Origin of the sequence: Pseudoxanthomonas sp. SL93 (assembly GCF_026625825.1) — a bacterium.
Classification (GTDB): Bacteria; Pseudomonadota; Gammaproteobacteria; order Xanthomonadales; family Xanthomonadaceae; genus Pseudoxanthomonas_A.
Genome location: NZ_CP113065.1, coordinates 2681552 through 2706626, shown reverse-complemented (window position 1 = coordinate 2706626; position 25075 = coordinate 2681552). Strand labels below are relative to the sequence as shown.

Sequence of the window (25075 nt, the reverse complement as noted above, 5' to 3'; positions counted from 1 at the left end):
CGGCATTATCGCAGGCTGCGTTGACCACGTTCAGCGCGGGCGCCACGCCAGTGCTGCGTGATAACCGGGCTGGGGTTGCCAATCGTGCAGGCGCCAATCGTCGGCGCGGCCCAGGCTCACGTCGCATTCCACCAGCTGCAGGCGCGCGCCGTCGGCGGCAAAGCGCAGCCGGTGCAGCCCGAATGAAAGGCCTTGCCCATGCGCTTTCAGCACCGCTTCCTTCGCACACCACAAGCGGAAGAAGGCGTCGTCGCGCGCGTCGTCATCGAGCGAACGCAGCCAGCATGTCTCATCGGGATGGAAGAACCGGCTGGCCACTTCCATCGCGCGGGGGCGCGGGCGCAGTCGCTCGACATCCACGCCCAGTTCGATGCGTTCGCCCAGCGCGACCAGCAAAGCATCGCCGCTGTGGCTCCAGCCGGTCTCCAGGTGGTCCAGCGGCGCGACGAAATGCGGACGCCCCTGCGGATCGCGGACGATCGGCAATGCATCCGCGTCCTGTCCCAGCGCCTGGGCAAGCACGTGGCGCGCGCCCGGTTCGCCGCGTTGCCGCGGCACGTGCGCGAGCAGCCACAGCGCGATGCCTTCGTGCCGCCACTGAGCGACAACGGCGTGTCCGCTCACCGGTGTATCCTGCGGGGTTGGTGCATCACGGCGTGCAAGGCTTCCGGGCGAGGAGTATGAAAGGAAGGGCAGGGACGCTGCCCCCATGTGTGGTTAACGGCGGTTTCACGCCGGCAGATGCTTAATCCAAGCGCACCCCGTTGCAAGGGGATTGTCCACATTGGAAGGAGAGACGGCGAGATGAATTTTCTCATTTACCTGATTGTCGGTGGCATCGCAGGTTGGCTGGCCAGCATCGTGATGAAGCGCGATGGTTCGCAGGGCATCATCCTTAACGTGGTGGTGGGCATCATCGGGGGTTTCCTGGGTGGCTGGCTGTTGCCCACGCTGGGCCTTGGCCTGGGCGGCGGCATGGTCGGCTTCCTCATCACGGCCTTCATCGGCGCGGTGGTGCTGCTGCTGATCGTCAACCTGTTCACGCGGGGCAGGGCGAGGTAACGCTTCCGCTGCGGCCGCGTGCGCTTTCGAGACGCACCCAAGGCCCGTGGCAAACAAAGGCCCGGCGCAAGCCGGGCCTTTGTCTTTGTGGAAGAAGCCGGCGTGCCGTACGCGCGGTGCGTCGCGTGCGCAAAAGTGAGTAGATTCCCATTAGCGCGACGCGTGCGCTCTCGCCCGACAGAGTGTGGAAGACTGCGGCGACCCGAACTTTCTCGGGCACCCATCCACCTACGGGAGAGCGATACGGCATGGATCTTGTGAGTCTCATCATCTGGTTGGTCATCGGCGGCATCATCGGCTGGCTGGCCAGCATCGTCATGCGTCGCGATGCGCAGCAGGGCATCCTGCTGAACATCGTGGTCGGCATCGCGGGCTCGTTCATCGGCGGCTTCCTGTTCTCGCGCTTCCTCGCGGGTTTCCTGAGCGGCTGGCCGTTGAGCATCGTCTCGGCGCTGCTCGGCGCCGTCTTGCTGCTGCTGGTGATCAACCTGTTCACCCGCGGCCACGCGCGCTGATCGCGCCCGTACCAACGGTGAAAAGAAAAGCCCGGGTTTCCCCGGGCTTTTTTCTTGCATACCGCCGTCGGCGTCAGCCCTGCAGCTGCACCCATGCCGGTGCATGGTCGCTGGGGCGGTCCCAGGTACGGGGCTCGCGGTCGATGCCGGCGGCGTGCGCGTCGCCACGCAGGGCGTCGGACACCAGGGTCAGGTCGATGCGCAGGCCCAGGTTGCGGCGCAGCCCACCCATCCGGTAGTCCCACCAGCTGTAGATGCCGGCCTCGTCGTTGTGCAGGCGGAACGCATCATGCAGGCCCAGCGCATACAGGCGCTTCAGGGCATCGCGCTCGGCCGTCGATGTCAGGATGTGGTCGTCGTTCCACACCTTCGGGTCGAACACGTCGCGCGCATCCGGTGCGATGTTGAAGTCGCCCATCACCACCAGCCGGGGATGCGCCTGCAGTTCCGCCGCGACCCAGGCGTGCACGGCGTCCAGCCAGCGCAGCTTGTAGGCGTACTTGTCCGTGCCCACGTCCTGTCCGTTGACCACGTACAGGTTGATGATGCGCACGCCGCCGATGGTGGCTGCGATGACGCGCTTCTGTTCGTCCTCGAAGCCCGGAATGCCGACCTGCACATCGGTGGCCGGCTCGCGGGACAGCAGGGCCACGCCGTTGTAGGTCTTCTGGCCGGCGAACACGCTGCGATACCCCAGGCCCGCCAGGACGGTGTCGGGGAACCGGTGGTCCTCCAGCTTGGTTTCCTGCAGCCCCACCACGTCCGGCGCGAACGCGCCCAGCCATTGCTCCAGGTGCGGCAGGCGCACGTTGAGCGAGTTGACGTTCCAGCTGGCGATCTTCATCGGACGGGCATTCCTTCAGGGGTACGCGGCGGCGCGGCCGGCGCACACGTTAACAGCCCCGCGCGCGGCATTCACGCCCCGGATGCTTCATCCGCGATCGCGACGGCATGGCCTTCGCCCTCGCCATCGCGCATCAGCCGCGCCGCCATCCAGCTGGCGAGCAGCATCATCGCGCAGCCGAACACGGCGACAGCGCGCATCGCATGGGCGAACGCCGTGCGCGCGGTGTCGGCGACCAACGCGCCGGCCTGCCCCGGCAGTTCGCCGGCGACCGACATCGCACCGCCCAGCGTGGCCAGCGCGCGCGTGCTGTCGGTGGCCTCTAGGCCGGCCGGCAAAGCCGGCGCCAGCCACAACCGGAACAGCAGCATGCCGGCGCTGCCGAGCACCGCGATGCCCAGCGCGCCGCTGAGTTCGGCACTCGTCTCCGACAGGGCCGAGGCCGCCCCGGCGCGCTCGGGCGGCGCGGTGGTGATGATCAGCTCGTTGCCCACGGTGAATACGGGCGCCATGCCCAGGCTCATCGCCAGCATGCCGGCGATCATGATCCAGAGCTGATGGGGTGGCACCACCAGCGCGGTGATGCCGAAGCCGGCGGCCGACAGGAGCAGGCCACGCACCATCACCTGCCGGGCACCCCAGCGCTGCGCCCAGCGCGGCGCGAGCAACGACCCCACGGTGAAGCTGAGCGCCCACGGCAGCGTGGCGAAGCCGGCCTGCAGCGGTGTCAGGCCCAGCACCAGCTGCAGGTACTGGGTGATGAAGATGTACACCCCCATCATCGACAGGCCCGCCAACGAATAGGCCACGATCGCCGCGCTGAAGGCCGGGCGGCGGAACAGCGTCACGTCCAGGAACGGATACTCCAGGTGCCGCTGCCGGCGCACGAACATCACGCCCAGCAACACGCCGGCGACGAACACGACGATGCCACGCGCATCCGCCCCGTATTCGGCGATGCGCTTCAGGCCGTACACGACCGCCAGTACCGCGAACAGGGACTGCGCCATGCTGGCCGGATCCAGCCGGCCCGCCTCGGGGTCGCGGTACTCGGGCAACAGTTTCGGTCCCAGCACCAGCAGCAGCACCATCACGGGCACCGCCGCCAGGAACGCCGCACCCCACCAGAACCACTGCAGCAGCACGCCGCCCACCAGCGGGCCGATGGCCCCGCCCACCGAGAACGCGGCGATCCATACGCCGATGGCGAACTGCCGCTCGTGCTCGTCATGGAACATGTTGCGGATCAGCGACATCGTCGAGGGCGCCAGCGTGGCGCCGGCCACGCCCAGCAGCGCGCGCATCGCGATGAGCATCTCCGCACTGTTGGAGAACGCCGCGACCACCGATGCCGCGGCGAACGCCGCCGCGCCGATCAGCAGCAGGCGCCGGCGGCCCATGCGGTCGCCCAGCGTGCCCATCGTCATCAGGAAGCCGGCCACCAGGAACCCGTACACGTCCACGATCCACAACATCTGGCTGGCGGTGGGGTCCAGCTCCGCACTGATGGCGGGCATCGCCATGTTCAGCACGGTCAGGTCCATCGCGTAGACCAGGCAGGGCAGGGCGATGATGGCCAGCCCGATCCATTCGCGGCGGGTGGCTTTGGCGGGTACGGGAGTCGTCGACATGGCGTTCCATCAGCAGGGTGTCTCCCGTAGACGAACGGGAAACACGATTCTCGACGCTGCCGCGGGTGCAGCGTTAGTCCGAAGCATGCAATCCGCGCGATGGGTTCAGCGGATGATGAAGTCGATGAACCTGGCCACCTTGCTGTAGGGCGGCTTCAGCAGGTCGCTGCCCGCGCGTCGCGCCTGCCAGAGGATGGGCAGCGCCTTGCTGAAGGCGTCGAACCCGGCACGGCCGTGGTACGCGCCCATGCCGCTGGGGCCGACGCCGCCGAACGGCAGGTTGTTGATGCCGAAATGCAGCACGGTGTCGTTGACCGTGATGCCGCCGGCCAGCGTGGTACGCAGGATCTTCTCCACCCGGCCGTGATCATGGCTGAAGGGGTAGAGCGCCAGCGGACGGTCGTGTGCGTTGACGTAGGCGATGGCCGCGTCGAGCGACGGCACCGTGCGGATCGGCAGGATCGGGCCGAAGATCTCGTCCTGCATCACCTGCGCATCGTCGCCGGGTTCCAGCACCAGCGTCGGGGCGAACAGGCGCTGGCCCGCATCGTGCGTGTCGGCCAGCGGGATGACCTGCAGGCCGCGCGCGCGCGCATCCTGCAGGTAGCCTTCCAGCCGTGCGAACTGGCCGTCGTTGATGATGCGGGTGTAGTCGCCGGCATCCTGCAGGCCGCCGTAGCGCGCCTTCACCTGGTCGCGCAGGGCCTGGACGAGTGCATCACGGCGGCCTTCGCCGATCAGCACATAGTCCGGTGCGATGCAGGTCTGGCCACCGTTGAACCACTTGCCGGTCGCCAGCCGTGCCGCCGCCTGCTCCACCGGATAGTCGTCGCAGACGATGGCCGGCGACTTGCCGCCCAGTTCCAGCGTCAGCGGCGTCAGGTTGGGCGCCGCCGCCGCCATCACCTTGCGGCCGACCGCCGTGGAGCCGGTGAAGACCAGGTGGTCGAACGGCAGCGCGGCGAACGCGCCCGCCACGTCGGCGCCGCCGCTCGCCAGTGCCACGCGGTCGGCGGGGAAGACTTCCGCCAGCAGCGAGCGCAGGAACTCGGTGGTCCGCGGGGTGTGTTCGGAGGGCTTCAGGTAGACATGGTTGCCGGCGGCGATGGCGGTCGCCAGCGGGATCAGCGCCAGGTTCACCGGGTAGTTCCACGGCGAGATGACGCCGACCACGCCGACCGGCTCGCTGCGGATCTCCGCGCGTGCCGGCCAGAACCGCCAGCCCACGCCGACGCGGCGCGGCTTCATCCACCTGCGCAGGTGCGAGGCAAGGTGGTCGATCTCGTTGAGCACCGTCATGCCGTCGGCGATCAGCGACTCGTGGCGCGAGCGGTGGCCGAAATCGGCGGCGATGGTGTCCGCCATTTCCGGCAGCCGCCGCTTCAATGCTTCGCGCAGGCGCAGCAGGTCGGCGCGGCGCTGGGCCTGGTCGGGCTTGTTCGCCTGCCATGCGGCGCGCAGGCGTTGCAGGGTGGCAGTGAGGTCGGGCGTGGCGGTCATGTCCATACGCCAGAGTGTAGTCGGGCCGAATCCGCCCTGCTCGCTACAATGGCCGAATGACCGCCATCCGCCCCTATCTTGACCGTTTTCCCGCCCTGGGCCCGCGCGTCTACGTTGACCCGGCCGCTACCGTCATCGGTGACGTGGAACTGGCGGAGGACGTATCCGTCTGGCCCGGCACCATCATCCGCGGCGACGTGAACTTCATCCGCATCGGTGCGCGCACCAACGTTCAGGACGGCACCATCATCCATGTCAGCCACCACAGCCCATACAACAAGGCCGGCCATCCCACGCTGATCGGCGCCGACGTCACCATCGGCCACGGCACCATCATCCATGCCTGCACCATCGAGGACCTGTGCCTGATCGGCATGGGCGCGTGCATCCTGGACGGCGCGGTGATCAAGCGGCACGGCTTCGTCGGGGCCGGCGCGGTGGTCGGACCGGGCAAGGTGGTCGGTGAAGGCGAGCTGTGGCTGGGCAACCCCGCCCGCTTCGCCCGCGTGCTGACCGACAGGGAAATCGAGAGCCTGCAGTACTCGGCGGAGCACTACGTGCGGCTGAAGGACCGCTACCTCGGCGCCACGCAGGCGTAGCCGTCCGCGATTCTCCGGGTCGGGCAGGGTGCCTCGTGGGAAGGGTGACGGGCGTGCGCATCCCATCGCCCGGTCATGGGTGCGTCAGGGCTTCCAGCTCCGCCAGCCACGCCATCGCCTCGGCGCGGCTCCGCCCGCACATCTCCGGCCCGGGTTTCAGCGAGCCGCAGAATGCCGGCCGCTCCGGCTTGCCGAACAGCCGGCAGCGCAGCGCGTCGTCCAGCTGCACGCACGGCACGCCCGCCGGCTTGCCGTGCGGCATCCCGGGAATGGGCGAGGTGATCGACGGCGCGGTGCAGCAGGCGCCGCAACCGCTGCGGCAGGGGAAAGACGTATCCACGATGGCGCGCAGTGTAGTCCGGCTGGGCAAGCACGGCGCGGCCCGCTAAAGTCGGCGTGTACAGGGGATTACGCATGGAAAGCGCGGACCAGCACGTCAATCCATATGCAGCGCCGGTGGCTACCGTGGCAGTGCCCGGGGAGGCCATGCCGCAGGTGCGGGCCAGCCGTGGCCTGCGCCTGGCCGCGACGGTCTTCCGCGACGAGCGCCGCGGCATCCACGACGACATGGCCGACACCATCGTGGTGATGACCTGATGCTGGACACCTACCGCGAAGTCGTCACGCCCGAAGGCGTCGCCCTGCACCTGCCGGCCGCCGGGCCGGTGCCGCGGGCACTGGCGTGGGGCATCGACCTGGCCATCCGGCTGGGCATCGTGACGGTGATGGCGTCGATCCTGGCGATGCTGGGCAAGGTGGGCGAAGGGCTCTACCTGATCGCGGTGTTCCTGTTGTTCTGGGCCTATCCCATCGTGCTGGAGGCGGTCTGGCACGGGCAGACGCCCGGCAAGAAGGCGATGGGCCTGCGCGTGGTGTCGGCCGATGGCGCGCCGCTGGGCTGGCTGGCGGCCATCACCCGCAACCTGCTGCGCACGGTGGACATGCTGCCGTTCGGTTACGCCGTCGGGCTGGTGGCCTGCCTGGCCGACCCGCATGGGCGGCGCCTGGGCGACATGGTGGCCGGCACGCTGGTGGTGCACGTCAACCCCGAACGCGAGCACGCGCACGCACCCATCAACGCGGTCTACGCGCCGCCGGTCGGCCTGCAGCCGGAAGAGCAGGCCGCCATCGTCGCGTTCGGCGAACGCGCGCAGCAGCTCACGCCTTCACGGCAGGAAGAGCTGGCCGACATCGCGGCCTCGCTCACCGAGGCGAGAGGCCAGCCCGGCGTCCTGCGCCTGTACGGCATGGCCAACTGGCTGCTGGGGCGGCGATGAGACAGGAACAGTTCGTCGCTCGCCATCAGGCGGAATGGCTGGCCTTCGAGTCGTGGCTGCAGGCGCGCGGCGGCAGTGCGCGCCGCGCGCGCACCGAGCGCAACCACGGCGTGTTCAACGATGAGGAAATCCCGTCGCGTTACCGACGCATCTGCCAACAGCTGGCGCTGGCGCGCAAGCGGGGCTACAGCCCGGTGGTGGTGGACCGCCTGCAGCAGCTGATGCAGCAGGGCCATGGCTTGCTGTACCGCACGCCGCCACCGCGCTGGCGCCGCGCGGCGCGCTTCCTGCTGGCCGAGTTCCCGCGGCTGGTCCGCAGCGAGGCCGGTTGCATGTGGGCGGCGACGCTGGTGTTCGTCATTCCCCTGGTGGTGATGTTCCTGTTGATCCAGCAGCGGCCGGAACTGGTCTACAGCATTGCGTCTCCGGAAACGGTCGCCGGCTGGGAGCGCATGTACGACCCCTCCGACCCGCGACATTCGCTGGGCCGCGAAAGCGGCAGCGACTGGCAGATGTTCGGCGTCTACATCTGGAACAACATCAGCATCGGCCTGCGCACCTTCGCCGGCGGGCTGCTGGCCGGCGTGGGCTCGTTGCTGGTGCTGATCGCCAACGGCATCGGCATCGGCGCGGTGTTCGGCCACCTGCAGCAGATCGGCTACGGCGATCCGCTGTGGCGTTTCGTCGCCGGCCATGCGCCGTTCGAACTGACCGCCATCGTGCTGGCGGGGGGTGCCGGCCTGCAGCTGGGACTGGGCCTGATCGCGCCGGGGCGGCATCGCCGCATCGATGCCCTGGTACGGGCGGGAACCAAGGGCGCGAAGCTGTGCCTGGGCGTGGCGGTGATGCTGCTGGTCGCTGCCTTCATCGAGGCCTTCTGGTCCTCGACCCAGTCGATCCCGGCCGGGGTCAAGTACGGTGTGTCCGGCGTGCTCTGGACCGTGGTGCTGGCGTGGCTGCTGCTGGGCGGACGCGGGGTGCCGGATGCGGATTGAGCAGCTGACGGTCCGCCTGCGCGTGCGCACCGCATGGGAGGCGGTGGAGCTGGGCATGGCGCTGGTGCGCCGGCACGCGGGTGCCGTGTGGAAGCCGTGGCTGTGGCTGACGCTGCCGCTGTTCGTGGTGCTCAATGCCGGCGCATGGCTGACCGACCAATTCTGGCTGGCGGCGCTGCTGATGTGGTGGCTGAAGCCGCTGTTCGACCGCGTGCCGCTGTACGTGCTGTCGCGTGCCGTCTTCGGCAGCGTGCCGACCACGGCCGAGACCCTGCGCGCGCAGAAGACCTGGGGCTGGAAGAGCGTGCGCCAGTTGCTGACCTGGCGCCGCTTCAGCCCCGTGCGCTCGCTGTACATGCCCATCGATCTGCTGGAAGGCGTGCAGGGCGACCGGCTGCGCCAGCGACGCAGCGTGCTGGGGGGGCAGGCCTACGGCACCGCCGTCCTGCTGACGCTGATCTGCCTGCACTTCGAAGCGGCCCTGGTGGTCGGCGGGTTGACCGCCGTGCTGGTCTACCTGCCCACCAGCCTGTTGCCTGACAACGTGCAGGCGGCGTTCCAGCTGCTGTCCGAAGCCCCGCCCGCGTGGATGAAGCTGGCGTGGAATGCGTTGCTCTGGATGGCCACCAGCGTGGTGGAGCCGTTCTTCGTGGGCGCGGGTTTTGGCCTGTACCTCAACCGGCGCACGCAGATCGAAGCGTGGGACGTGGAGATCGTTTTCCGCAAACTGCGTACCCGCCTGGCAGCCGCCACGCCGCTGTTGCTGGCGGTCATGCTGCTGGGGGCAAGCCTGCTGGCGGGCGCATCGGCACCGGTGCGTGCACAGGAACGGGACGACGTGCCGGCGAAATCCGCGCACGCCGTGCGCTCGGCGCAGAAGACCACCGCGCCCCCCACGCTGCCACGCGTGTTCGGCGAGCAGCGCGTGGACGAGGCGGCATTCCGCCGCGCCGCCGACAAGGCCTACCAGGATCCGCTGCTCGACCGCACCCGCACGCAGTCGACGTGGGAGCGGCGGCATCCGGAAGAAAAAGAAGAAGACGAAGCCCGCGACCTGCCGCCCTGGCTCAGGTCCTTCGGCAACGTCTTCGCCTTCCTGGGCGAATGGGGGTTGTGGCTGATCGTCGGCGCCCTCGTGCTGGTCCTGCTGGTCACCACGCCGTACTGGCTGCCCTGGATGCGCGGCCGTCGTAGCGATCGCAAGGCCAGCTCCGACGCCGTGGAAACCGAGGCCCTGGTGCTGCCGGACGTGCTGCCGGATGACGTCGCCACGGTGGCACGCCGCCTGTGGGCGGAGGGCAAGCCGCGCCATGCGCTGGCGCTGCTGTACCGCGCCAGCGTGGAGAGCATGAGTGCGCGCGCCGGCATCGCGCTGGTGCCGGGCGCCACCGAGGCCGAATGCCTGCGCGCATCGCGTCGCCAACCTGACGAGCAGGACCGCAGCGTGTTCGCCCGCATCGTGCGCATGTGGCAGTACGCCGCCTACGCGCAACGACTGCCGGAGGCACAGGCGTTCGAAGCGCTGGTCGGCGACCTGCAGCACCGCTACGGGTGGACGGCATGACGGCGCGCACGCGGATCGCCTGGATCGTCGTGGTGGTGGCAGTGGTGCTGGCGCTGGGTGCCGCGGGTGCGTGGTGGTTCCAGCGCGAATTCAAGCGCGTCGAAAAGACGCTGTACCTGCCGCCCGACGGCGAAGCGGCGTACAACCCGCTGTACGCGCTCGGCAAGACACTGCAGGCCGACGGGCTGAAGATCAACGCGCGCCAGCGCCTGCAGCTGGACGACCATCCGCTGGGCAAGCGGGACACGCTGCTGCTGTTCAACGACCCGCGTGCGTTGTCGCCCACCGAGGTGGAACGCCTGCTGGACTGGGTGGACGCAGGCGGCCACCTGGTCGTGCGCACGCCGCTCTATTCACCCGGCGAGGACAGCCTGGGCGAGGATGCGCCGGCATCGGCACTGATGGAGCAGCTGTCGCTGTGGCTGGTCGGCGAACCGCCCGACTGCGAGGGCCTGCAGGTCGAGGGCGAAGGCCACCACGTGGAGTTCTGTCGCGGCCGTCGCTTCGCCTTCGACAGCGTCGAGCCGGAACTGTCGTGGGGCGACCTGCAGGCCGGCTACGTCTATGCGCGCCTGGCCATCGGCGAAGGGCATGTGGACGTGCTGGCCGATTTCGATTTCCTGGTGAACACCGGCTCGCGCGGCGCGCTGGACAACGCGTTGACCGACAAGCCGGAGGGCGGACTGCGCGATGGCCCCCACCGCGCCCTCGCGCGGCAGGTGCTCGCGCCCAACTACGGGCAGGGCACCCAGCACCTGGTGTACGCAGCGGAAATGCCTTCCTTCTGGCGCACGGTGCTGGTCCGCGGCTGGATGGTGTGGCTGCCGCTGCTGCTGGCGCTGGCCGCGTGGCTGTGGGCGCGCATGCAGCGCTTCGGGCCGGCTTTTCCCTCACCGCCGGGCGAGCGGCGCTCGCTGCTCGAACACGTCCGCGCCAGCGGCGAACACCTGTACCGTTACGGGCGTGGCGTGATGCTCTACACCGCCGTGCGCCAAGCCTTCCTGGCACGCCTGCGCCGCCGCGATCCGATTGCCGCGGCACTGACCGGCGAGCCGCAGGTCACCGCCATCGCCGAGCGCCTCGGCCAGCCTGCCGACCGTGTCCGCACCGCCCTGCAGACGCCGGGCTCGCACGACCGCCAGGGCTTCCGCGACCGCATTTCCACGTTGATCCAGCTGAGAAACCAACTATGAACGATACGACCGCCCTGCCTCCCGCGGTTCCCGCGCCGTCCGGCTCGACGCTGGGCGACCGCGCCGCCGCCGTGCGCGAGGAGGTGTCCAAGGCCTTCATCGGCCAGCCCGATGTGCTGGACCAGATCCTGATCGCCCTGCTCGCGGGTGGCCATGTGCTGATCGAGGGCGTGCCGGGCCTAGGCAAGACGCTGCTGGTGCGCGCACTGTCGCAGGCCTTGGAGCTGACCTATGCACGCGTGCAGTTCACGCCCGACCTGATGCCCAGCGACGTCAGTGGCCACGCGGTGTACGACCCGAAGACCGAGAGCTTCAAGATCCGCCGCGGTCCCGTGTTCACCAACATCCTGCTGGCCGACGAGATCAACCGCGCGCCGGCCAAGACCCAGTCGGCGCTGCTGGAGGTCATGCAGGAAGGGCAGGTGACCATCGAAGGCAAGTCCTTCGAGCTGTCGCCCCCCTTCATCACCCTGGCCACGCAGAACCCGGTGGAGCAGGAAGGCACCTACCCGCTGCCGGAAGCGCAGCTGGACCGCTTCCTGCTGAAGGTGCTGATCGACTATCCCGCGCTGGACGACGAAAAGCGCATGGTGGATGCCATCACCACCGGCCGTACCGCCGCCGACTTCGACCTGTCGCAGGTGAAGCGCGTGCTGGGTGCCGACGACATCATCGCCATGCAGCGCGAAACCGCCACCGTGCAGGTGGACGAACAGGTCATCGACTACGCCGTGCGCATCGTCGCCGCCACCCGCAAGTGGCCGGGCATCGCGCTGGGCGCGGGTCCGCGGGGCAGCATCGCGCTGATCCGTGCGGCGCGTGCGCAGGCCGTGCTGCAGGGCCGTGACTTCGTCACGCCGGATGACGTGCGCGACATCGCCCGCCCCGCGCTGCGCCATCGCATCACCCTGGCGCCGGAACTTCAGATCGAGGGGCAGTCGCCCGATGACGCGCTGCGTGCGCTGCTGGCCAAGGTGGAAGCGCCGCGGAAATGAGGCCGGCCCCGCTGCTGATCGCCCTGCTGGCCATCTGGGGATTGTGCGGCCTGGCCGTGCCGTTCCTGGCGTTGCCGCTGTGGCAGTGGCAGCTGGGCGGCGCGCTGCTGGCGTTGCTGGCGGCGCTGGACGCGCTGTGGCTGCGTGGCCGGCCCACCCCGGAGGTCATGCGGGAAGTGCCCGATGCACTGCCACTGGGCATCGAGCGCGACATCGGCCTTCGCCTGGAATCCCATCGGCGCCAGCGCGTTGATGTGTTTGACCTGCATCCCGGCGGCTGGTCGTCCAGCGGCCTGCCGCGCAGGCTCACGCTGGCCCCGGTGACGGCGTCGAGCTTCAGCTACCGGCTGCGGCCGACGGCGCGCGGCGATGCCGCCTTCGACGGCGTGCAGCTGCGCCTGCATTCGATGCTGCGCCTGTGGCGCCAGTCGCGCGTGGCGGGGGCGCCGCAGCGCGTGCGGGTGTATCCGAACTTCGCGCCGCTGACGCGCTTCGCGCTGTTCAGTGCCGAACAGGCGTCGCGCCTGGTCGGCGCGCACCTCAAGCGCCGTCGCGGCGAAGGCACCGATTTCCACCAGATGCGCGAGTACCGCGTCGGCGACAGCCTGCGCCAGATCGACTGGAAGGCGACCGCGCGCTCGCGCAAGCTGGTGTCGCGCGAGTACCAGGACGAGAAGAACCAGCAGCTCGTCATGCTGATCGACACCGGCCGGCGCATGCTGGCGCGGGAAGACGAACTGGGCCACTTCGACCACGTGTTGAATGCCTCCCTGGTGGTTTCGTACCTGGCCCTGCGACAGGGCGATGCGGTCGGCCTGCTGGCCTCGGGTGGCGACAGCCGGTGGGTCGCGCCGCAGCGCGGCATGGCCGCCATCGACACGCTGCTGCGCGCCAGCTACGACCTGCAACCAAAACCGGTGGCCACGGATTACCTGGCGGCGGCTACCGAACTGACGCTGCGCCAGCGCCGTCGTTCGCTGGTGATGCTGGTCACCAACGTGCGCGACGAGGACATCGAGGACCTGCTGGCGGCCGTCCGCCTGCTGCAGCGCCGGCATCTGGTCTGCGTGGCCAGCCTGCGCGAAACCTCGCTGGACGCAGCGCTGGACCGGGACGTCAACGACCTCACCGGCGCGATCCATGCCGGCGCGGTCGCGCGCTACCTGGAGCAACGCACCGCGGCGCACGAAGCCCTGCGCAGCCACCGCGTGATGGTTCTGGACGTGACCAGCGACGAACTTCCCGCCGCGCTGGTGGAACGCTACCTGGCCGTGAAGCGCGACGGATTGCTGTAGGGCAAGGCGGCAACCGTGCGTGCCGTTTTCCTGGGCGGCCAGGGCATTCCTGCAGGAGGCCGGCTTCAGCCCCGCGCAGTTGCCTGCATCGCCTTGCACGCACCCCACACCAGCATGACCAGCCCGGCCGACGACAGCACGCCCAGCAGCATGCCACCGGCACTGAACAGCGCGAACGTTCCGGTCATGCCGCTGTAGCCGCCTTCCGCGGTATGGATCATCCAGGCCTGGCCGACGCTCATCGCCAGGCGCAGCAGCGCAGCACCCAGGATCATGCCCGTGCCCGCGAGCGCCAACGCGCGCCCCGGTACCGCAGGTGCCCACATCCACAACATCGTCAGGCCCGCCACGCAGGCCAGCAGTTCGGGCAACTGGTAACCCAGCATGGTCAGCAACTGGGTGAGAAAACCATCCATGTGGAAACTCCGTCAGGAAAGCGGGCAGTGTGCAGGGCTTGCGCGATGCTGCAAACCACGCGGGTGGTGGGGCGTGATTCCCCCGTCCATCGTGCGGGTCGGATCACCAGAATGACATCGCAGCGGGCTCGCCGGCCGTCGTACCCTGCAGGGCCCGTGCGAAGTCACTCAATCCGCCGTGACCAGCACCTTGTCCCGATCGCGCAGTTCCGCATACACCGCGTCGGTATCCGGGCGTACGCCATGCCATGCCTCGAAGGCTTCGGCGGCCTGTTCCACCAGCATGCCCAGGCCATCGACCGCATCATGGCAGTGGGCGGCGCGCGCCCACGCGAGGAACGGAATCGCCGCCTCGCCGTAGTTCAGGTCGACCGCCAGCGTGCGCGGCGTTGCCAGGCCGAACGGCAGCGAGAACTCGCCCTTGCCGTCGCGCGAGGCCGACGTGGCGTTGACGATCAGGGTGAAGTCGCCGAGATCGCCCAGGTCGGCCCAGTAGCGCGAATGCGCGCGGTCCGGTTCGCCCAGCGCATCGGCCAGCGCATCGGCGCGTTCCGGGCTGCGGTTGACGATGACGAGTTCACTGATGCCCGCATCCAGCAACGCCGGTGCCACGCCGCGCGCCGCGCCGCCGGCACCCAGCAGCAGTGCCTTGCGGGCGCGCAGGTCCAGGCCCTGCCTGCCGGTCAGGTCGCGCACCAGGCCTGCGCCGTCGGTGTTGTCGCCCTGCCAGCGGCCATCGTTGCGCGACAGCGTGTTGACCGCCCCTGCGCGTCGTGCGCGATCGGTGACGGTGGCCGAGATGGCGAAGGCCGCTTCCTTGAGTGGCAGGGTGACGTTGGCGCCCTTGCCGCCTTCCCCTGCGAAGCGGTCGAGCGCCGCCACGAAATCGTGCGGCGCGGTGTCGATGGCGGTGTATTCCAGCGCGATGCCCGTCTGCCGCGCGAAGGCGGCATGGATGCGGGGCGACAGCGAATGTGCGACCGGATGACCGAAAACAGCGTATCGAGGCGTGGACATGGCGTGGTATCAATCCCGCTGGAAAAGGAAAGGGATACGCGATGACCACCCTGAAGCGCCGACTGGCCGCCACCGCCTTCGTCGGCAGTCTACTCTCAGCCACGGCGCTGGCGCAGCTGTCCGAATACGGCATCGAAGGCCTCTGGATGGTCTCCACCCGCGATGCCGAAATGCGCGGCACCGTGTCGCCCGGGGGTCAACGGATCGTCTGGGGCAGCGCGGACCGGCCAGGCGGGGCAGGCGGCGGCGACCTGTGGCAGGCGCGCCTGCAAGACAAGCGCTGGAGCGCGCCGGCGCCATTGCCGCTGAACTCGCCGGCCGATGATGCCGAACCCATGTTCAGCGCGGATGGCCGATGGCTGTACTTCGCGTCCGCACGCAAGGGCGGCAGCGGCGGTCATGACCTGTACCGCGCACCGGTACTGGCCGATGGCGCGACGGGCGCAGCGGTGAACCTGGGTGCGGCAGTCAACGGCCGCGGCCATGAGCGTTCGCCGACGATCAGCGCCGATGGTCAGTGGTTGCTGTTTTCCAGCGACAGCCGCAAGGGCGCGGGCGGCTACGACCTGTTCGTCGCCCGATGGGACGGCAAGGCCTTCATCGATCCGCGGCCGGTGCCGGGCGTGAATACCGAGGCGGACGAGATCGACAGCACCTGGCTGGACGACGGGCGCGTGTTGCTGTTCTCGCGTTCGTCGCAGGCGGGCGGCGAAGCCACGCGCCTGTACCTTGCCGCGTGCAACGGCCAGGCGTATGCCGATGCACGACCGTGGACGCTGTCGTTCAACACCGGCGAGGGCGTCACCCGCGCGCCGGTAGTGGATGCTTCCAGGCCGACGGAGATCGTGGTGACCGGCTCGGCGCGCGCGCCGAAGGCGGGCAAGGGCGATCTCTATCGCACCGTGACACCCACCTTGAAGGGCAAGCCCGGCTGTCGCTGAGCACGTTCGCCCACAGCCCGCGGGGGGCTGCTGTCAGGGTGTATCCGACTTGACAGGGTGCATGCGCCACGCCAATGTTCCGCCGCCCGGGGAGTGGGCGTAACAACGCATGACACTGGCAGGTCGGTGTTCCGGCCTGCCGTCTCGATTCCGCCGAACATGCCTTCCTTCATGGGCGGGCACGGCGGGCGTGTGCACATTCCAGCTCGGACATGCCGGCAATGCCCGGCGTGACGTTCGATCGCGCATGGACCTGGGAAACATTCCATATTGCCAAGGAGAGGATCCACCCATGAAGTACCCCATCCGTTGCCTGCCGCTCGTGCTGGCAGCCGTTGCCCTGCACGCGAACGCCCAGTCGGTCTCGCCCACCTGGGACGAATACCGCAAGAAGGAGGCCCCCGTGCAGGGCCAGCCGGCCACGCAGGCGCAGACGCCCGTCGCCGCCCCGGCACCGGCCCAGCCCTACGCCGCACCGGCGGCATCACGCTCGTCTGAGCGCGAACAGCCCGGCTTTTTCATCGGCGTGCAGGGCGGGCGTGGCTGGATCTACGACGACATCGAGCAGGACGCCGTCGCCGTGAATGGTGGCTACCGCTGGCAGGCTGGCCCGTGGGCGCAGGTGGGCTTTGAAATTTCCGGCGGCCGCCTCGACAGCACCCGCGAAGACGGCTACCTGATCCCCAAAGCCAGCTACGGTGCGATCGGCGCCAACGCGCGGATGAACTTCGGCGACAGCCCGTGGTTCGTCGTCGCACGCGGCGGTTACTTCAGCGCCGACCAGGACTATCCCGATGGCGGCGACTTCTCCACCGATGGCGGCTATGCCGGCGTGGCCATCGGCGTGGACATCAACCGTCACTTCAATGTCAGCCTGGGCTACACCGCATTCGTCTACGCCGACGATTACTACTACGACGACTGCGATGACTACGGCGACTGCGAGTTCAACCGCGCCGACACGGTGATGCTGGGTATCGAAGGCCGCTTCTGAGCCTGCAACGGAAACGGGAGCCGCGAGGCTCCCGTTTCATTCGTGCACGATCCGGGCATGGCCGCCCTTGCGGTGCTCAGTCGCCGCGCAGCCAGCGCGCCGCATCCAGTGCGAAATAGGTCAGCACGCCGTCTGCACCGGCGCGCTTGAACGCCGTCAGCGCTTCCAGCGTGCACGCCTTCTCATCCAGCCAGCCGTTTGCATACGCGGCCTTCAGCATCGCGTACTCGCCGCTGACCTGGTAGGCGAAGGTCGGCACGCCGAAATCGTCCTTCACCCGCCGCACCACGTCCAGGTAGGGCATGCCGGGCTTGACCATCACCATGTCCGCGCCTTCGTCGATGTCCAGCGCGACTTCGTGCAGCGCCTCGTTCGTGTTGGCCGGGTCCATCTGGTAGTTGTACTTGTTGCCCTTGCCCAGGTTGCCGGCGCTGCCGACCGCATCGCGGAACGGGCCGTAGAACGCCGACGCGTACTTGGCCGAGTAGGCCATGATGCGGGTGTGCACGAAGCCTTCGGCTTCCAGCGCTTCGCGGATGGCGCCGATGCGGCCGTCCATCATGTCGCTGGGGGCCACCACGTCGGCGCCGGCACGCGCGTGCGACAGCGCCTGCTTCACCAGCGCCGCGACGGTGATGTCGTTCATCACGTAGCCGCTGTCGTCGATGATGCCGTCCTGGCCATGCGTGGTGAACGGATCCAGCGCCACGTCGGTGATCACGCCCAGGTCGGGGAAGCGCTGCTTCAGCGCGCGCACGGCGCGCTGGGCCAGGCCGTCGTCGTCCCATGCCGCCTCGGCATCCAGTGACTTGGCTTCGGGTGCGGTCACCGGGAACAATGCCAATGCCGGTACGCGCAGCTCGACCGCCTGTTCGGCCACCTTCAGCAGTTCATCGATCGAAAGGCGTTCGATGCCCGGCATCGAGGGCACCGCTTCGCGGCCCGCCAGTTCGTGCACGAACACCGGATAGATCAGGTCGTTCGCCGTCAGCACATGCTCGCGCATCAGCCGGCGGGAGAAATCGTCGCGACGCATGCGGCGCGGACGGGAATACGGGTAGGCCATCAGGGGCTCCAGGCAGAGGCGCAGATGATACGCCTGTTGCCATTGGGCGATGGCCGGAACGACAACGCCGGCACGGGTGCCGGCGTTGTCCTTGCTGCTGGGGCGGTGGCCTACTTGCGGATCTTGGCGGCGCAGGACATCACCTTGCCGCCCTGGTTGCCGATCAGGATGCCGTCTGCCAGCGCGTACTCCTTGTAGCCCTCCATGCAGCTCTGGTAGCCCCCCTTGCTGCCGGGATTCTCGCGCAGGCAAAGATTGCTCCAGGCCTGCACGTTCGCGCCCGGGATCAGGCCGCCATCCCCCACCACGTCGACATTGGTCGTGCAGTTGCCGATGCGGGCATCGCCCGGGTTCAGCGTCCACCCGATGTCGGTGAACAGCGCGGGCGTCAGGTCGATGTTGATGTTGCCGCGCAGCGTGGCCGTGTTGGCCGGTTCCATCAACGCATTGGGCACGAGCGAGGTGTCGTAGTGCGAGAACGATGATCCGCTCTCATACGGGTTGGGTGCATACAGCCGCACCCTGCCGTTGCCATCCGCGCCCTGATACAGGGTGGGATCCACGGCGAAGGTCACCTGCGCAGGCAGGTTCGCCCGGATCAAGGCGCCATCGGCCAGCGAGACGCTCAGGCTGGGAATGGTGATGGCGGGGTCGGCCCCTCCCATCGCCGGTGCGCCCGCGGCGTTGTTGGCCAGCAGCATGCCCGCCGCGCCCGCGGCCTGCAGGTTGGCCGCCTTGATCACGAACGTGCAGTTGCCCCGATTGACCAGTCCGAACCGGCCCGCGACTTCCGCGGCATTGCTGATCGGCTCGCAGCCGTCCGCATTGCTCACGCCACCGGCGTCGATCGCGGCCACCACGGTGCCGGTGAAGTTGGCCGCACTGGGTACGGCGCCGAAGCCGGCGAAACCCACCTCGTAGCTTCCGGCGATCACGCCGGGCGACTGCACCACCAGCACGCTGCGGTTGTCGAGCACCAGCGAAGCCTGCTGCGTCACCTCGGCCCCGTTCCAGACCAGCTGGCTGGTATTGCGCAACGAGAAATTGCGCTCGGCCTGGGTCATCTGCGGAAACGTCTTGGCCAGCACGTTGTCGTAGGCGAAGGTCGAATAGATGTCCTGGCGACCGCTGAAGAACGCGCCCGTGGAGCCGGTGAAGCCCTGGAATCCCAGGCCGTGGCCGATCTCGTGCAGCACGACGTTCAGGAAGTTGATCTTGCCCACCGGCGTGTTGCCGTCCAGCCCGTAGTACCAGTCGGAGCCCGTCAGGCAGTTCGGGTTGACGCCGATGTCGCCGTTGAAGCGCGAATTGATGTCGATGAAACCGGGATTCAGGTCGCTGCCCGCCAACGCATCGGACAAGGCCGACGGATACCACGTGTTGGGAACCACGCCGGGCGTGAAGTCGCTGAAGACGAAAGTGGTGCCCGCCGAACCCAGCGTGCCGCTGGTGGGCGTGCAGGCCAGCGGCTGGAAGCTTGCCCCCACGAAGATGGTGGCGTCGCTCTGCAGCACCGCGCCCCACAGGTCCGCCGCGAACTGGTACGCGATGGTGCGCTGCTCACCCAGCGATGTACCGGGATTGAGGCCTTCCGGCGCCTTCGGCGTGGGATCTTCCAGACCCAGGCCGGTGCCGGCATCGCCGCTGACGATGACCAGTTCGGCGCAATACGCCGGTGCCACCATCGCCAGGGCAAGAGCGGCCGTCAGGGCCGTTGAACGCAGGATCGACCTATTCATGCGGCACCTCCTCGGCCACCGGCTGGCCATCCGCGTCGGCATGGCCGATCCGCAGCGTGCCGTCCGCGTTGCGTACGACGACCAGATCGGTCATCAGGGATTCCGGCACCTGCTGCACGATGCCGCCACTGGCCAGGCGGCGCTGGTTGGCGCCGGCCTCGGCCTCGGTCAGCGGTGCGACGAAGCCTTTCTTGCCTGCAGCGGCAGGTTCGGTGCGGCGCGCGGCGCGCAATGCCTTGTCGGCGGCCTGCAGCTGCTGGCGTTCCTCGCGGGTGAGGGGACGCAGCTGGCCGGTGCGGGGATCGATGGCGGCCTTGCTGTCGCTGCCGCTGCGGTCTTGCGGGGGCGTTTCTTCAGTGGCTTGCGGGGCGGCGGTGCTGGCGGATGCAGCCAATGCCAGGCACAGCATCCACCCGGTGCGGGCGAACGTCTTCATCGAGCAGTTCCTTGCGTGCGGTGTGCGTGCCGCCACACCCCGAAAATGACGGGCGCGCGATCAGGGGAAACTCGCAGGGGACGCGGACGCTTCGGGGGAGCATCCGCGCGCCGAGTCTGCGCCCGCGCATCGCAAAGGATCAATCCTGCGGTGCAACGTTGTAATCGTGGTTCTCGATTGACGGGTTAAATGACACCGCCACCCAGCGACAGGCGGATGATGCCGACCACGATGACGATGCCGTTCAGCACGAGGCCTGCTTTTGCCCGGCCGCGGTGCTGCGTGCGGGTGAACAGGATGCCGATGGCGGCGATGATCGCGCCCACCGCTGCGAACGGGATCACCAGCCAGTTGGCCGCGCCCAGCAGCGGTATCAACGCGAGGATCATCAGGATCATCGCCACGATGCCCCACAGCAGGCTGATCAGTCCCATCGTTTCCGGCTCCGTTGCCAGGCGCGCGGTGTGGCGCCTCTTGCTTCCACTATGCGGTCGGCTGGAGCGCGCTTCAAGCGATGACGCCGTGCATGCCCTCGATCTCGACCAGCAGCTCGCGGCGGCAGACATCGGCCTGCAGCATCAGGTAGGGCACGCGGCCGCCCAGTCGGGCATCCAGCTGCGCCGCGACGGTGTCGGCATCTTCCGCATCGCGTACGTACACCTTCAGGCGGGAGGTCGCGTCCAGGTGCGCCGGCAGGGCGGGTTCGCGCGCGTGCGCGGTGGCCAGTAGGCTGTCGAGGTTGGTCAGCGTCTCGTCCAGCTGCGCGCGCAACGAATCCGCATGCTGCGAGGCGTGGCCGACGATGCTCGCGGTGCCGGACAGCAACAGGGGAACACGCGGCGAGGACGGCAGCAGCGCGCGCGCGAAGCTGGGCGATTGCGGGCCGTATTCGCGCGGGTACCGGTAGGCGCTGACCTGGCGGGGATTCTCCAGCGGCAATCCCGGTTCGCGCGCGGCCAGCCAGTACACCTGCAGCACACGCCGCCCGTCGCGGCTGCCGATCGCCGTGGCGGCCGGCAGCGTGCGGGTGTCGACATCGCCCAGCCCCTGCACGCGGCCGATGCAGAACTGGCGGTAGCGTTCGGCATCGCCGTCGCCCAGGGTGATCGCGTCGAAGTAGTTCCAGATGCGCAGCAGGTGCGGATACCCGCAGTCGCGCCAGAACGCGGTGAGCGCGGCATAGGCGCGTGCACTGGCGTGCAGGATGCCGCCTTCGGGTTCCTCCCACTCCAGCACGCCGAACATCAGCGCGCCATCGTGGCTGTAGCGGATGCCGTCGGTCACGCCGCAGGTCACCGGCCCGCCCGCCCGCCATACCTCGAACGGCGCGGCCGTGCCCTGCAGGGGCGACAGCGGCACGCGCAGGTAGCGCGGATCATCCGCCCCGGCCTTGGCGGGTGCCAGCGTGCCGAAGCCGAACACGGCGAGCGTCTCGGGCAGGCCCAGCAGTGCGGTGGGCGAGGCGGTGTGGACATAGTCGACCGCCAGCCGCTGCGGGGCGTGCGGGTGGTCGGAGGCGAGGCTCATCGTGCGGGGAAAAGAGGCATGGTCAGGCGCGAATGATAACCCGCCGGGTTTTCGGCCTGCCCTCGCCGGGCCGGATACGCGCCTTCCCGGGGATATGCCAGTATTCAGCCGGTGCGGCGGAAGATCGGCCGCAAGCCTCAGGAGAAGCCACCATGTCATTCCGTCTCGCCGCCGTGCTGCTGGCTGTCCTGCTCGTGGCAGGCTGTGCCAGCAGTTCCAAGGTCATGCTGGGCCAGGCTCGCGCGCCCATCGACCCCGCGCAGGTGCAGGTCTACCGCACGCCGCCCGCGGGCGCGCAGGAAATCGCCCAGCTCGAATCGACCAGCGCGGTCGGGTTCGGCACCCAGGGCCAGACCGATGCCGCCATCGCCCGCCTGAAGCGCGAAGCCGCTGCACTGGGCGCCAATGGCGTGGTGCTGCTGGGGGTAGGTTCCAACGGCTCGCCGGTCGGCATGTCGGTGGGCGCAGGCAGCTACGGCAGCCATTCCGGCGGCGGACTCAGCATGGGCATCCCCACCACCCAGCGCCAGGCCGCAGGCGTCGCGATCTACGTGCCGCCGGGCACGCCGGTGGATCCTTCGATCGTCGTGCCGGAGCCTGCGCCGAAGAAGTGACCGGCCGATGATGGAGTGTCATCGACAGGAAAACGGCGGCCATGGCCGCCGTTTTCATCATCCGGGCAGGGACGGTCGCATTAGCCTGTGAGGCCTGCGCATCACCGCAATGAAACGCCCTCCGGATCGCGAGCCTCCTCCGCCAGCACGATCCGCTCGCCGCCTTCCACGTTCACCGCCAGCGTCTCGTAGCGCCATTCGCCGGCGTGCTTCTTCGCGACGACGAACAGGGTGCCGTCGGCCTTGGGGCCGTCCAGCGGGATGGACAGGTTGGCTTCGCCATCGGGGCCGTTGCTGCTGAAGTTGCCCTGCACCAGCCAGCCGGCCTGGATGGGCGTGCCGAGCGCGGCGGTCACGGCGGGATCGGCCTGCGCCCGTGCCATCGCGTGCTGGTAGGGGCCGGAGGATTTCATCGCGCCGAAGACCAGCGCCAGGATCCCGAAGATGAAGGCGGCGAACAGCGCGAGCAGCAGCGCCGCCAACACCGGCACGCACCATTTCCAGTTGCGGCTCCACCAAGTGGCGGGCGGGGTTGTCGTTTGCATGCGCGGTCTCCGGTCGTTCCGGTTTGAACGCTTACGGCTTCAGGCAGCGGCCAAGGAAGTCCTCGGTCAGGCGGTAGCGGTGCAGCAGGTCGCTGCCGCGCAGGCCATGCTTGGCACCGGGGTAGGTCATCAGTTCGAACGGCGTGGCGCGCTTCTGCAGTTCGCTCATCAGCTTGGTGGAGTTGGAGAACAGCACGTTGTCGTCGGCCATGCCGTGGATCAGCAGCAGCTTGCCCGCGCCCAGTCCATCCAGGTGGGTGAACAGGCTGGCCTCGCGGTAGCCGGCGGTGTTCGCCTTCGGCAGGTTCATGTAGCGCTCGGTGTAGTGGGTGTCGTACAGCGCCCAGTCGGTGACCGGCGCGCCGGCCACGCCGCAGGCATAGGCTTCGTCGTGCTTGGCCAGCAGCATCAGCGTCATGTAGCCACCGTTGGACCAGCCGTACACGCCGATGCGCGCCGGATCGACGAAGGGCTGCGACTTCAGCCATTCGACGCCGCGCAGCTGGTCATCCACTTCGACCGTGCCCTGTTTCTCATACAGCGCACCACCGAAGGCCGCGCCGCGGCGCGGCGTGCCACGGTTGTCCAGCGAGAACACCACGTAGCCCTGCTGGGCCAGGTACTGGTTGAAGAAGGCATCGCTGCGGCCGGGCCAGGCGCGCGTGACGGTCTGCGCGGCGGGTCCGCCATAGACGAAGACCACCACCGGATACCGCTTCTTCGCATCGAAGCCGGCGGGCTTGATCAGGCTGTAGTGCAGCGGCGTGGCGCCATCGGCAGCCGTCAGCGTACCGTAGGTCGTCGGCTGGTGCGCTGCGCGGTACTTCGCGTAGGGATGCGTTGCGCTGGTGACGTCGTTGGCGAGCAGGGTCGCCAGCTTCGTGCCATCGGCCTTGAACAGTTCGATCTGCGGCAGCGTGGTGTCGCTGGACCAGCTGTCGACGAAGACGCTGGCATTGCGGGCGAATGCGGCCGCATGCATGCCGGATGCCTGCGTCAGTCGGCGCGGTTCGCCGCCGGTCAACGGCACGGCATAGACGTGCGTCTCGGTGGCACCGTCGCGAGTGCCGCTTACGTAGGCCATGCCGGCGGATTCGTCGATGGCCAGCAGGCCGTCGACGACCCACTCCCCCTGCGTCAGTGCGGTCAGCTTCGACCCGTCTTCCGACGCAACGTACAGATGCTCGAAGCCGCTGCGCTCCGACGACCACAGGAAACGGCCGTCCTTCAGGAAGCGCAGGTCATTGTGCAGTGGCACCCAGGTCTTCGACGTCTCGGTGACCAGCGTGCGTTGCGCACCCGTGGCCAGCGTGGTTTCGATCAGCTCGAGCTTCTGCTGGTCGCGCGACTGGCGCTGGAAGGTCAGGCGCTGCGGATCGCGCCAGTCGACGCGGGCCAGGTAGATGTCCGGCTCCTTGCCCAGGTCGACCCAACGCGGCGCGGCGCCGCTCTTCGGCGCGATCACGCCCAGCTGCACCAGCACGTTGGGATCGCCCGCCGCCGGATAGCGCTGCTCGATCACTTCCGTGCGATCCGGGTAGACCTCGTAGCGCTTCTGCACCGGCACCTGTGTTTCATCGATGCGGGCGAAGGCGATGGCCGAATCGTCCGGCGCCCACCAGTAGCCGGTGTGGCGGTCCATTTCCTCGTCGGCCACGAACTCGGCCACGCCGTTGCCGATCGTGTCGCTGCCGTCGCGGGTCAGCTGCACTTCCTTGCCGTCGGCCAGCGCGATGACCCACAGGTTGCGGTCGCGGATGAAGCTGACGTAGCCGCCCTTCGGCGACAGCTTCGGATCGGTGGCGAAGCCGCCCCCCTGGGTGAGTTTGCGCACGGCGGCCTTGCCGGTCTTCGCCAGGTCGTAGACGTACAGCTCGCCACCGAGCGGGAACAGCAGCGCCTTGCCGTCGGGCGACCACTGGTAGTCGACGATGCCGGACAGCGCGGCGATGCGCTGGCGCTCGCGGCGTGCCTTCTCCTCGTCGCTCAGCACTTCCTCGCCCGGCAGCACCACCGACGAGTCCACCAGCAGACGCGTCTGCCCGCTGGCGACGTCGTACTCCCACAGGTCCAGCCGATTGCGGTCGCTGTCCTTGCCGCGCAGGAAGGTCACCCGCGTGCCGTCCGGCGCGATCTGCGGCTTGGTCAGCGTGGGCCCCGACAGCGGTGCGCTGCCGGTGATGGCTTCCAGGGTGAGTTTCTCGGCGTGGGCGGGCAGGGCGGTGGCGACGGTCATCAGGGCGAACAGGGCAAGGCGCATGGGGTTTCTCGGGCGGCAGGGCCGGTCAGGGCGGGATTATGACGCGAACC

27 protein-coding genes are annotated in these 25075 nt (G+C 68.7%); 13 read left to right on the top strand and 14 right to left on the bottom strand.

Translation table 11 applies throughout. The annotated features are described in order from the left end of the window. Nucleotides 1-30 precede the first annotated feature (30 nt). Complete coding sequence (locus OVA13_RS12815) at nt 31-582, bottom strand: 4'-phosphopantetheinyl transferase family protein (RefSeq protein ID WP_267793532.1); 552 nt, start codon at nt 580-582, stop codon at nt 31-33. Nucleotides 583-804: 222 nt separating this feature from the next. Between OVA13_RS12815 and OVA13_RS12810 the strand changes: the two genes are divergently transcribed. Both OVA13_RS12810 and OVA13_RS12805 read left to right on the top strand, forming a co-directional pair. Continuing rightward, nucleotides 805-1062 carry a GlsB/YeaQ/YmgE family stress response membrane protein gene (locus OVA13_RS12810; RefSeq protein WP_267790854.1) on the top strand — a complete coding sequence of 86 codons (258 nt, stop codon included), beginning with the start codon at nt 805-807 and terminating at the stop codon, nt 1060-1062. A 257-nt stretch (nt 1063-1319) separates the two neighbouring features. Further along, nucleotides 1320-1577, top strand: a complete 258-nt coding sequence (locus tag OVA13_RS12805; protein WP_267793531.1) for a GlsB/YeaQ/YmgE family stress response membrane protein — start codon at nt 1320-1322, stop codon at nt 1575-1577. Between the two features lie 73 nt (nt 1578-1650). On the opposite strand, the gene xth is transcribed toward OVA13_RS12805, so the two are convergent. The 3 genes from xth to OVA13_RS12790 all read right to left on the bottom strand — a co-directional run bounded on the left by xth (nt 1651) and on the right by OVA13_RS12790 (nt 5552). Next, nucleotides 1651-2421 (bottom strand): exodeoxyribonuclease III, encoded by a 771-nt coding sequence (xth, locus tag OVA13_RS12800; RefSeq protein ID WP_267790853.1) that lies wholly within the window; start codon nt 2419-2421, stop codon nt 1651-1653. Between the two features lie 71 nt (nt 2422-2492). After that, nucleotides 2493-4052, bottom strand: a complete 1560-nt coding sequence (locus tag OVA13_RS12795) for an MFS transporter (RefSeq protein ID WP_267790852.1) — start codon at nt 4050-4052, stop codon at nt 2493-2495. A 105-nt stretch (nt 4053-4157) separates the two neighbouring features. Beyond that, nucleotides 4158-5552 carry a coniferyl aldehyde dehydrogenase gene (locus tag OVA13_RS12790; protein WP_267790851.1) on the bottom strand — a complete coding sequence of 465 codons (1395 nt, stop codon included), beginning with the start codon at nt 5550-5552 and terminating at the stop codon, nt 4158-4160. 56 nt (nt 5553-5608) lie between these two features. On the opposite strand from OVA13_RS12790, the gene OVA13_RS12785 reads away from it, so the two are divergent. Beyond that, the gene (locus tag OVA13_RS12785; protein ID WP_267790850.1) at nt 5609-6151 is read left to right on the top strand and encodes a gamma carbonic anhydrase family protein; all 543 of its coding nucleotides are present in this window, start codon (nt 5609-5611) and stop codon (nt 6149-6151) included. Between the two features lie 73 nt (nt 6152-6224). Here the strand turns inward: OVA13_RS12785 and OVA13_RS12780 are convergent, their stop codons facing one another. After that, complete coding sequence (locus tag OVA13_RS12780) at nt 6225-6491, bottom strand: YkgJ family cysteine cluster protein (protein ID WP_267790849.1); 267 nt, start codon at nt 6489-6491, stop codon at nt 6225-6227. Nucleotides 6492-6565: 74 nt separating this feature from the next. Between OVA13_RS12780 and OVA13_RS12775 the strand changes: the two genes are divergently transcribed. From OVA13_RS12775 to OVA13_RS12745, 7 genes are read left to right on the top strand one after another with little or no spacing between them, the layout of a single operon-like run. Continuing rightward, nucleotides 6566-6748, top strand: coding sequence for a hypothetical protein (locus tag OVA13_RS12775; protein WP_267790848.1), 183 nt, complete (start codon nt 6566-6568; stop codon nt 6746-6748). Beyond that, nucleotides 6748-7428, top strand: coding sequence for an RDD family protein (locus OVA13_RS12770; RefSeq protein WP_267790847.1), 681 nt, complete (start codon nt 6748-6750; stop codon nt 7426-7428). Before OVA13_RS12775 ends, OVA13_RS12770 begins: the two co-directional genes overlap by 1 nt. Continuing rightward, on the top strand, nt 7425-8423 hold the full coding sequence (locus OVA13_RS12765) for a stage II sporulation protein M (protein ID WP_267790846.1): 999 nt from the start codon (nt 7425-7427) through the stop codon (nt 8421-8423). The genes OVA13_RS12770 and OVA13_RS12765 overlap by 4 nt, the downstream gene beginning before the upstream one ends. After that, the gene (locus OVA13_RS12760; RefSeq protein WP_267790845.1) at nt 8413-9987 is read left to right on the top strand and encodes a DUF4129 domain-containing protein; all 1575 of its coding nucleotides are present in this window, start codon (nt 8413-8415) and stop codon (nt 9985-9987) included. The genes OVA13_RS12765 and OVA13_RS12760 overlap by 11 nt, the downstream gene beginning before the upstream one ends. Beyond that, nucleotides 9984-11180, top strand: a complete 1197-nt coding sequence (locus OVA13_RS12755; protein ID WP_267790844.1) for a DUF4350 domain-containing protein — start codon at nt 9984-9986, stop codon at nt 11178-11180. Before OVA13_RS12760 ends, OVA13_RS12755 begins: the two co-directional genes overlap by 4 nt. Next, nucleotides 11177-12175: an AAA family ATPase gene (locus OVA13_RS12750; RefSeq protein ID WP_267790843.1), complete on the top strand. Its 999-nt coding sequence runs from the start codon at nt 11177-11179 to the stop codon at nt 12173-12175. Before OVA13_RS12755 ends, OVA13_RS12750 begins: the two co-directional genes overlap by 4 nt. Next, complete coding sequence (locus tag OVA13_RS12745) at nt 12172-13470, top strand: DUF58 domain-containing protein (protein ID WP_267790842.1); 1299 nt, start codon at nt 12172-12174, stop codon at nt 13468-13470. The genes OVA13_RS12750 and OVA13_RS12745 overlap by 4 nt, the downstream gene beginning before the upstream one ends. A 65-nt stretch (nt 13471-13535) precedes the next feature. Here the strand turns inward: OVA13_RS12745 and OVA13_RS12740 are convergent, their stop codons facing one another. Continuing rightward, on the bottom strand, nt 13536-13886 hold the full coding sequence (locus OVA13_RS12740; protein ID WP_267790841.1) for a hypothetical protein: 351 nt from the start codon (nt 13884-13886) through the stop codon (nt 13536-13538). A 168-nt stretch (nt 13887-14054) separates the two neighbouring features. Continuing rightward, the gene (aroE, locus tag OVA13_RS12735) at nt 14055-14903 is read right to left on the bottom strand and encodes a shikimate dehydrogenase (RefSeq protein ID WP_267790840.1); all 849 of its coding nucleotides are present in this window, start codon (nt 14901-14903) and stop codon (nt 14055-14057) included. A 41-nt stretch (nt 14904-14944) separates the two neighbouring features. Here aroE and OVA13_RS12730 point away from each other — a divergent pair, with 41 nt between their 5' ends. Both OVA13_RS12730 and OVA13_RS12725 read left to right on the top strand, forming a co-directional pair. Then, nucleotides 14945-15844 carry a TolB family protein gene (locus OVA13_RS12730; RefSeq protein WP_267790839.1) on the top strand — a complete coding sequence of 300 codons (900 nt, stop codon included), beginning with the start codon at nt 14945-14947 and terminating at the stop codon, nt 15842-15844. A gap of 292 nt (nt 15845-16136) precedes the next feature. Further along, nucleotides 16137-16838, top strand: a complete 702-nt coding sequence (locus tag OVA13_RS12725; RefSeq protein ID WP_267790838.1) for a putative outer membrane beta-barrel protein — start codon at nt 16137-16139, stop codon at nt 16836-16838. A gap of 76 nt (nt 16839-16914) precedes the next feature. On the opposite strand, the gene hemB is transcribed toward OVA13_RS12725, so the two are convergent. From hemB to OVA13_RS12700, 5 genes are all read right to left on the bottom strand, one after another. Next, nucleotides 16915-17904 (bottom strand): porphobilinogen synthase, encoded by a 990-nt coding sequence (hemB, locus tag OVA13_RS12720; RefSeq protein WP_267790837.1) that lies wholly within the window; start codon nt 17902-17904, stop codon nt 16915-16917. 110 nt (nt 17905-18014) lie between these two features. Next, nucleotides 18015-19643 (bottom strand): PA domain-containing protein, encoded by a 1629-nt coding sequence (locus OVA13_RS12715; protein ID WP_267790836.1) that lies wholly within the window; start codon nt 19641-19643, stop codon nt 18015-18017. Further along, nucleotides 19636-20079 carry a post-PEP-CTERM-1 domain-containing protein gene (locus tag OVA13_RS12710; protein WP_267790835.1) on the bottom strand — a complete coding sequence of 148 codons (444 nt, stop codon included), beginning with the start codon at nt 20077-20079 and terminating at the stop codon, nt 19636-19638. The genes OVA13_RS12715 and OVA13_RS12710 overlap by 8 nt, the downstream gene beginning before the upstream one ends. 185 nt (nt 20080-20264) lie before the next feature. Continuing rightward, entirely contained in the window at nt 20265-20513 is a 249-nt protein-coding gene (locus tag OVA13_RS12705; protein WP_267790834.1) for a hypothetical protein, read from the bottom strand. A 73-nt stretch (nt 20514-20586) separates the two neighbouring features. After that, nucleotides 20587-21606, bottom strand: a complete 1020-nt coding sequence (locus OVA13_RS12700; RefSeq protein WP_267790833.1) for a chorismate transformation FkbO/Hyg5 family protein — start codon at nt 21604-21606, stop codon at nt 20587-20589. Nucleotides 21607-21758: 152 nt separating this feature from the next. Here OVA13_RS12700 and OVA13_RS12695 point away from each other — a divergent pair, with 152 nt between their 5' ends. Continuing rightward, a complete protein-coding gene (locus tag OVA13_RS12695) occupies nt 21759-22220 on the top strand; it encodes a hypothetical protein (RefSeq protein ID WP_267790832.1) in 462 nt (153 codons plus the stop codon). A 101-nt stretch (nt 22221-22321) separates the two neighbouring features. Here the strand turns inward: OVA13_RS12695 and OVA13_RS12690 are convergent, their stop codons facing one another. Together OVA13_RS12690 and OVA13_RS12685 are read right to left on the bottom strand one after the other, a co-directional pair. After that, nucleotides 22322-22765, bottom strand: coding sequence for a cytochrome c oxidase assembly factor Coa1 family protein (locus OVA13_RS12690; RefSeq protein ID WP_267790831.1), 444 nt, complete (start codon nt 22763-22765; stop codon nt 22322-22324). 31 nt (nt 22766-22796) lie between these two features. Beyond that, entirely contained in the window at nt 22797-25025 is a 2229-nt protein-coding gene (locus tag OVA13_RS12685) for a dipeptidyl aminopeptidase 4 (RefSeq protein ID WP_267790830.1), read from the bottom strand. Nucleotides 25026-25075: the final 50 nt, after the last annotated feature.

Excerpts from the sequence above, each read along its gene's own strand:
- OVA13_RS12725 (WP_267790838.1), top strand. The coding sequence starts at position 16,137 with ATGAAGTACCCCATCCGTTGCCTGCCGCTCGTGCTGGCAGCCGTTGCC.
- OVA13_RS12810 (WP_267790854.1), top strand. The coding sequence starts at position 805 with ATGAATTTTCTCATTTACCTGATTGTCGGTGGCATCGCAGGTTGGCTG.
- OVA13_RS12710 (WP_267790835.1), bottom strand. The coding sequence starts at position 20,079 with ATGAAGACGTTCGCCCGCACCGGGTGGATGCTGTGCCTGGCATTGGCT.
- OVA13_RS12750 (WP_267790843.1), top strand. The coding sequence starts at position 11,177 with ATGAACGATACGACCGCCCTGCCTCCCGCGGTTCCCGCGCCGTCCGGC.
- OVA13_RS12790 (WP_267790851.1), bottom strand. The coding sequence starts at position 5,552 with ATGACCGCCACGCCCGACCTCACTGCCACCCTGCAACGCCTGCGCGCC.
- OVA13_RS12795 (WP_267790852.1), bottom strand. The coding sequence starts at position 4,052 with ATGTCGACGACTCCCGTACCCGCCAAAGCCACCCGCCGCGAATGGATC.
- OVA13_RS12695 (WP_267790832.1), top strand. The coding sequence starts at position 21,759 with ATGTCATTCCGTCTCGCCGCCGTGCTGCTGGCTGTCCTGCTCGTGGCA.
- OVA13_RS12690 (WP_267790831.1), bottom strand. The coding sequence starts at position 22,765 with ATGCAAACGACAACCCCGCCCGCCACTTGGTGGAGCCGCAACTGGAAA.
- aroE (WP_267790840.1), bottom strand. The coding sequence starts at position 14,903 with ATGTCCACGCCTCGATACGCTGTTTTCGGTCATCCGGTCGCACATTCG.
- OVA13_RS12775 (WP_267790848.1), top strand. The coding sequence starts at position 6,566 with ATGGAAAGCGCGGACCAGCACGTCAATCCATATGCAGCGCCGGTGGCT.
- OVA13_RS12705 (WP_267790834.1), bottom strand. The coding sequence starts at position 20,513 with ATGGGACTGATCAGCCTGCTGTGGGGCATCGTGGCGATGATCCTGATG.
- OVA13_RS12745 (WP_267790842.1), top strand. The coding sequence starts at position 12,172 with ATGAGGCCGGCCCCGCTGCTGATCGCCCTGCTGGCCATCTGGGGATTG.
- OVA13_RS12785 (WP_267790850.1), top strand. The coding sequence starts at position 5,609 with ATGACCGCCATCCGCCCCTATCTTGACCGTTTTCCCGCCCTGGGCCCG.
- hemB (WP_267790837.1), bottom strand. The coding sequence starts at position 17,904 with ATGGCCTACCCGTATTCCCGTCCGCGCCGCATGCGTCGCGACGATTTC.
- OVA13_RS12685 (WP_267790830.1), bottom strand. The coding sequence starts at position 25,025 with ATGCGCCTTGCCCTGTTCGCCCTGATGACCGTCGCCACCGCCCTGCCC.
- OVA13_RS12760 (WP_267790845.1), top strand. The coding sequence starts at position 8,413 with ATGCGGATTGAGCAGCTGACGGTCCGCCTGCGCGTGCGCACCGCATGG.
- OVA13_RS12765 (WP_267790846.1), top strand. The coding sequence starts at position 7,425 with ATGAGACAGGAACAGTTCGTCGCTCGCCATCAGGCGGAATGGCTGGCC.
- xth (WP_267790853.1), bottom strand. The coding sequence starts at position 2,421 with ATGAAGATCGCCAGCTGGAACGTCAACTCGCTCAACGTGCGCCTGCCG.
- OVA13_RS12730 (WP_267790839.1), top strand. The coding sequence starts at position 14,945 with ATGACCACCCTGAAGCGCCGACTGGCCGCCACCGCCTTCGTCGGCAGT.
- OVA13_RS12715 (WP_267790836.1), bottom strand. The coding sequence starts at position 19,643 with ATGAATAGGTCGATCCTGCGTTCAACGGCCCTGACGGCCGCTCTTGCC.
- OVA13_RS12755 (WP_267790844.1), top strand. The coding sequence starts at position 9,984 with ATGACGGCGCGCACGCGGATCGCCTGGATCGTCGTGGTGGTGGCAGTG.
- OVA13_RS12740 (WP_267790841.1), bottom strand. The coding sequence starts at position 13,886 with ATGGATGGTTTTCTCACCCAGTTGCTGACCATGCTGGGTTACCAGTTG.
- OVA13_RS12770 (WP_267790847.1), top strand. The coding sequence starts at position 6,748 with ATGCTGGACACCTACCGCGAAGTCGTCACGCCCGAAGGCGTCGCCCTG.
- OVA13_RS12700 (WP_267790833.1), bottom strand. The coding sequence starts at position 21,606 with ATGAGCCTCGCCTCCGACCACCCGCACGCCCCGCAGCGGCTGGCGGTC.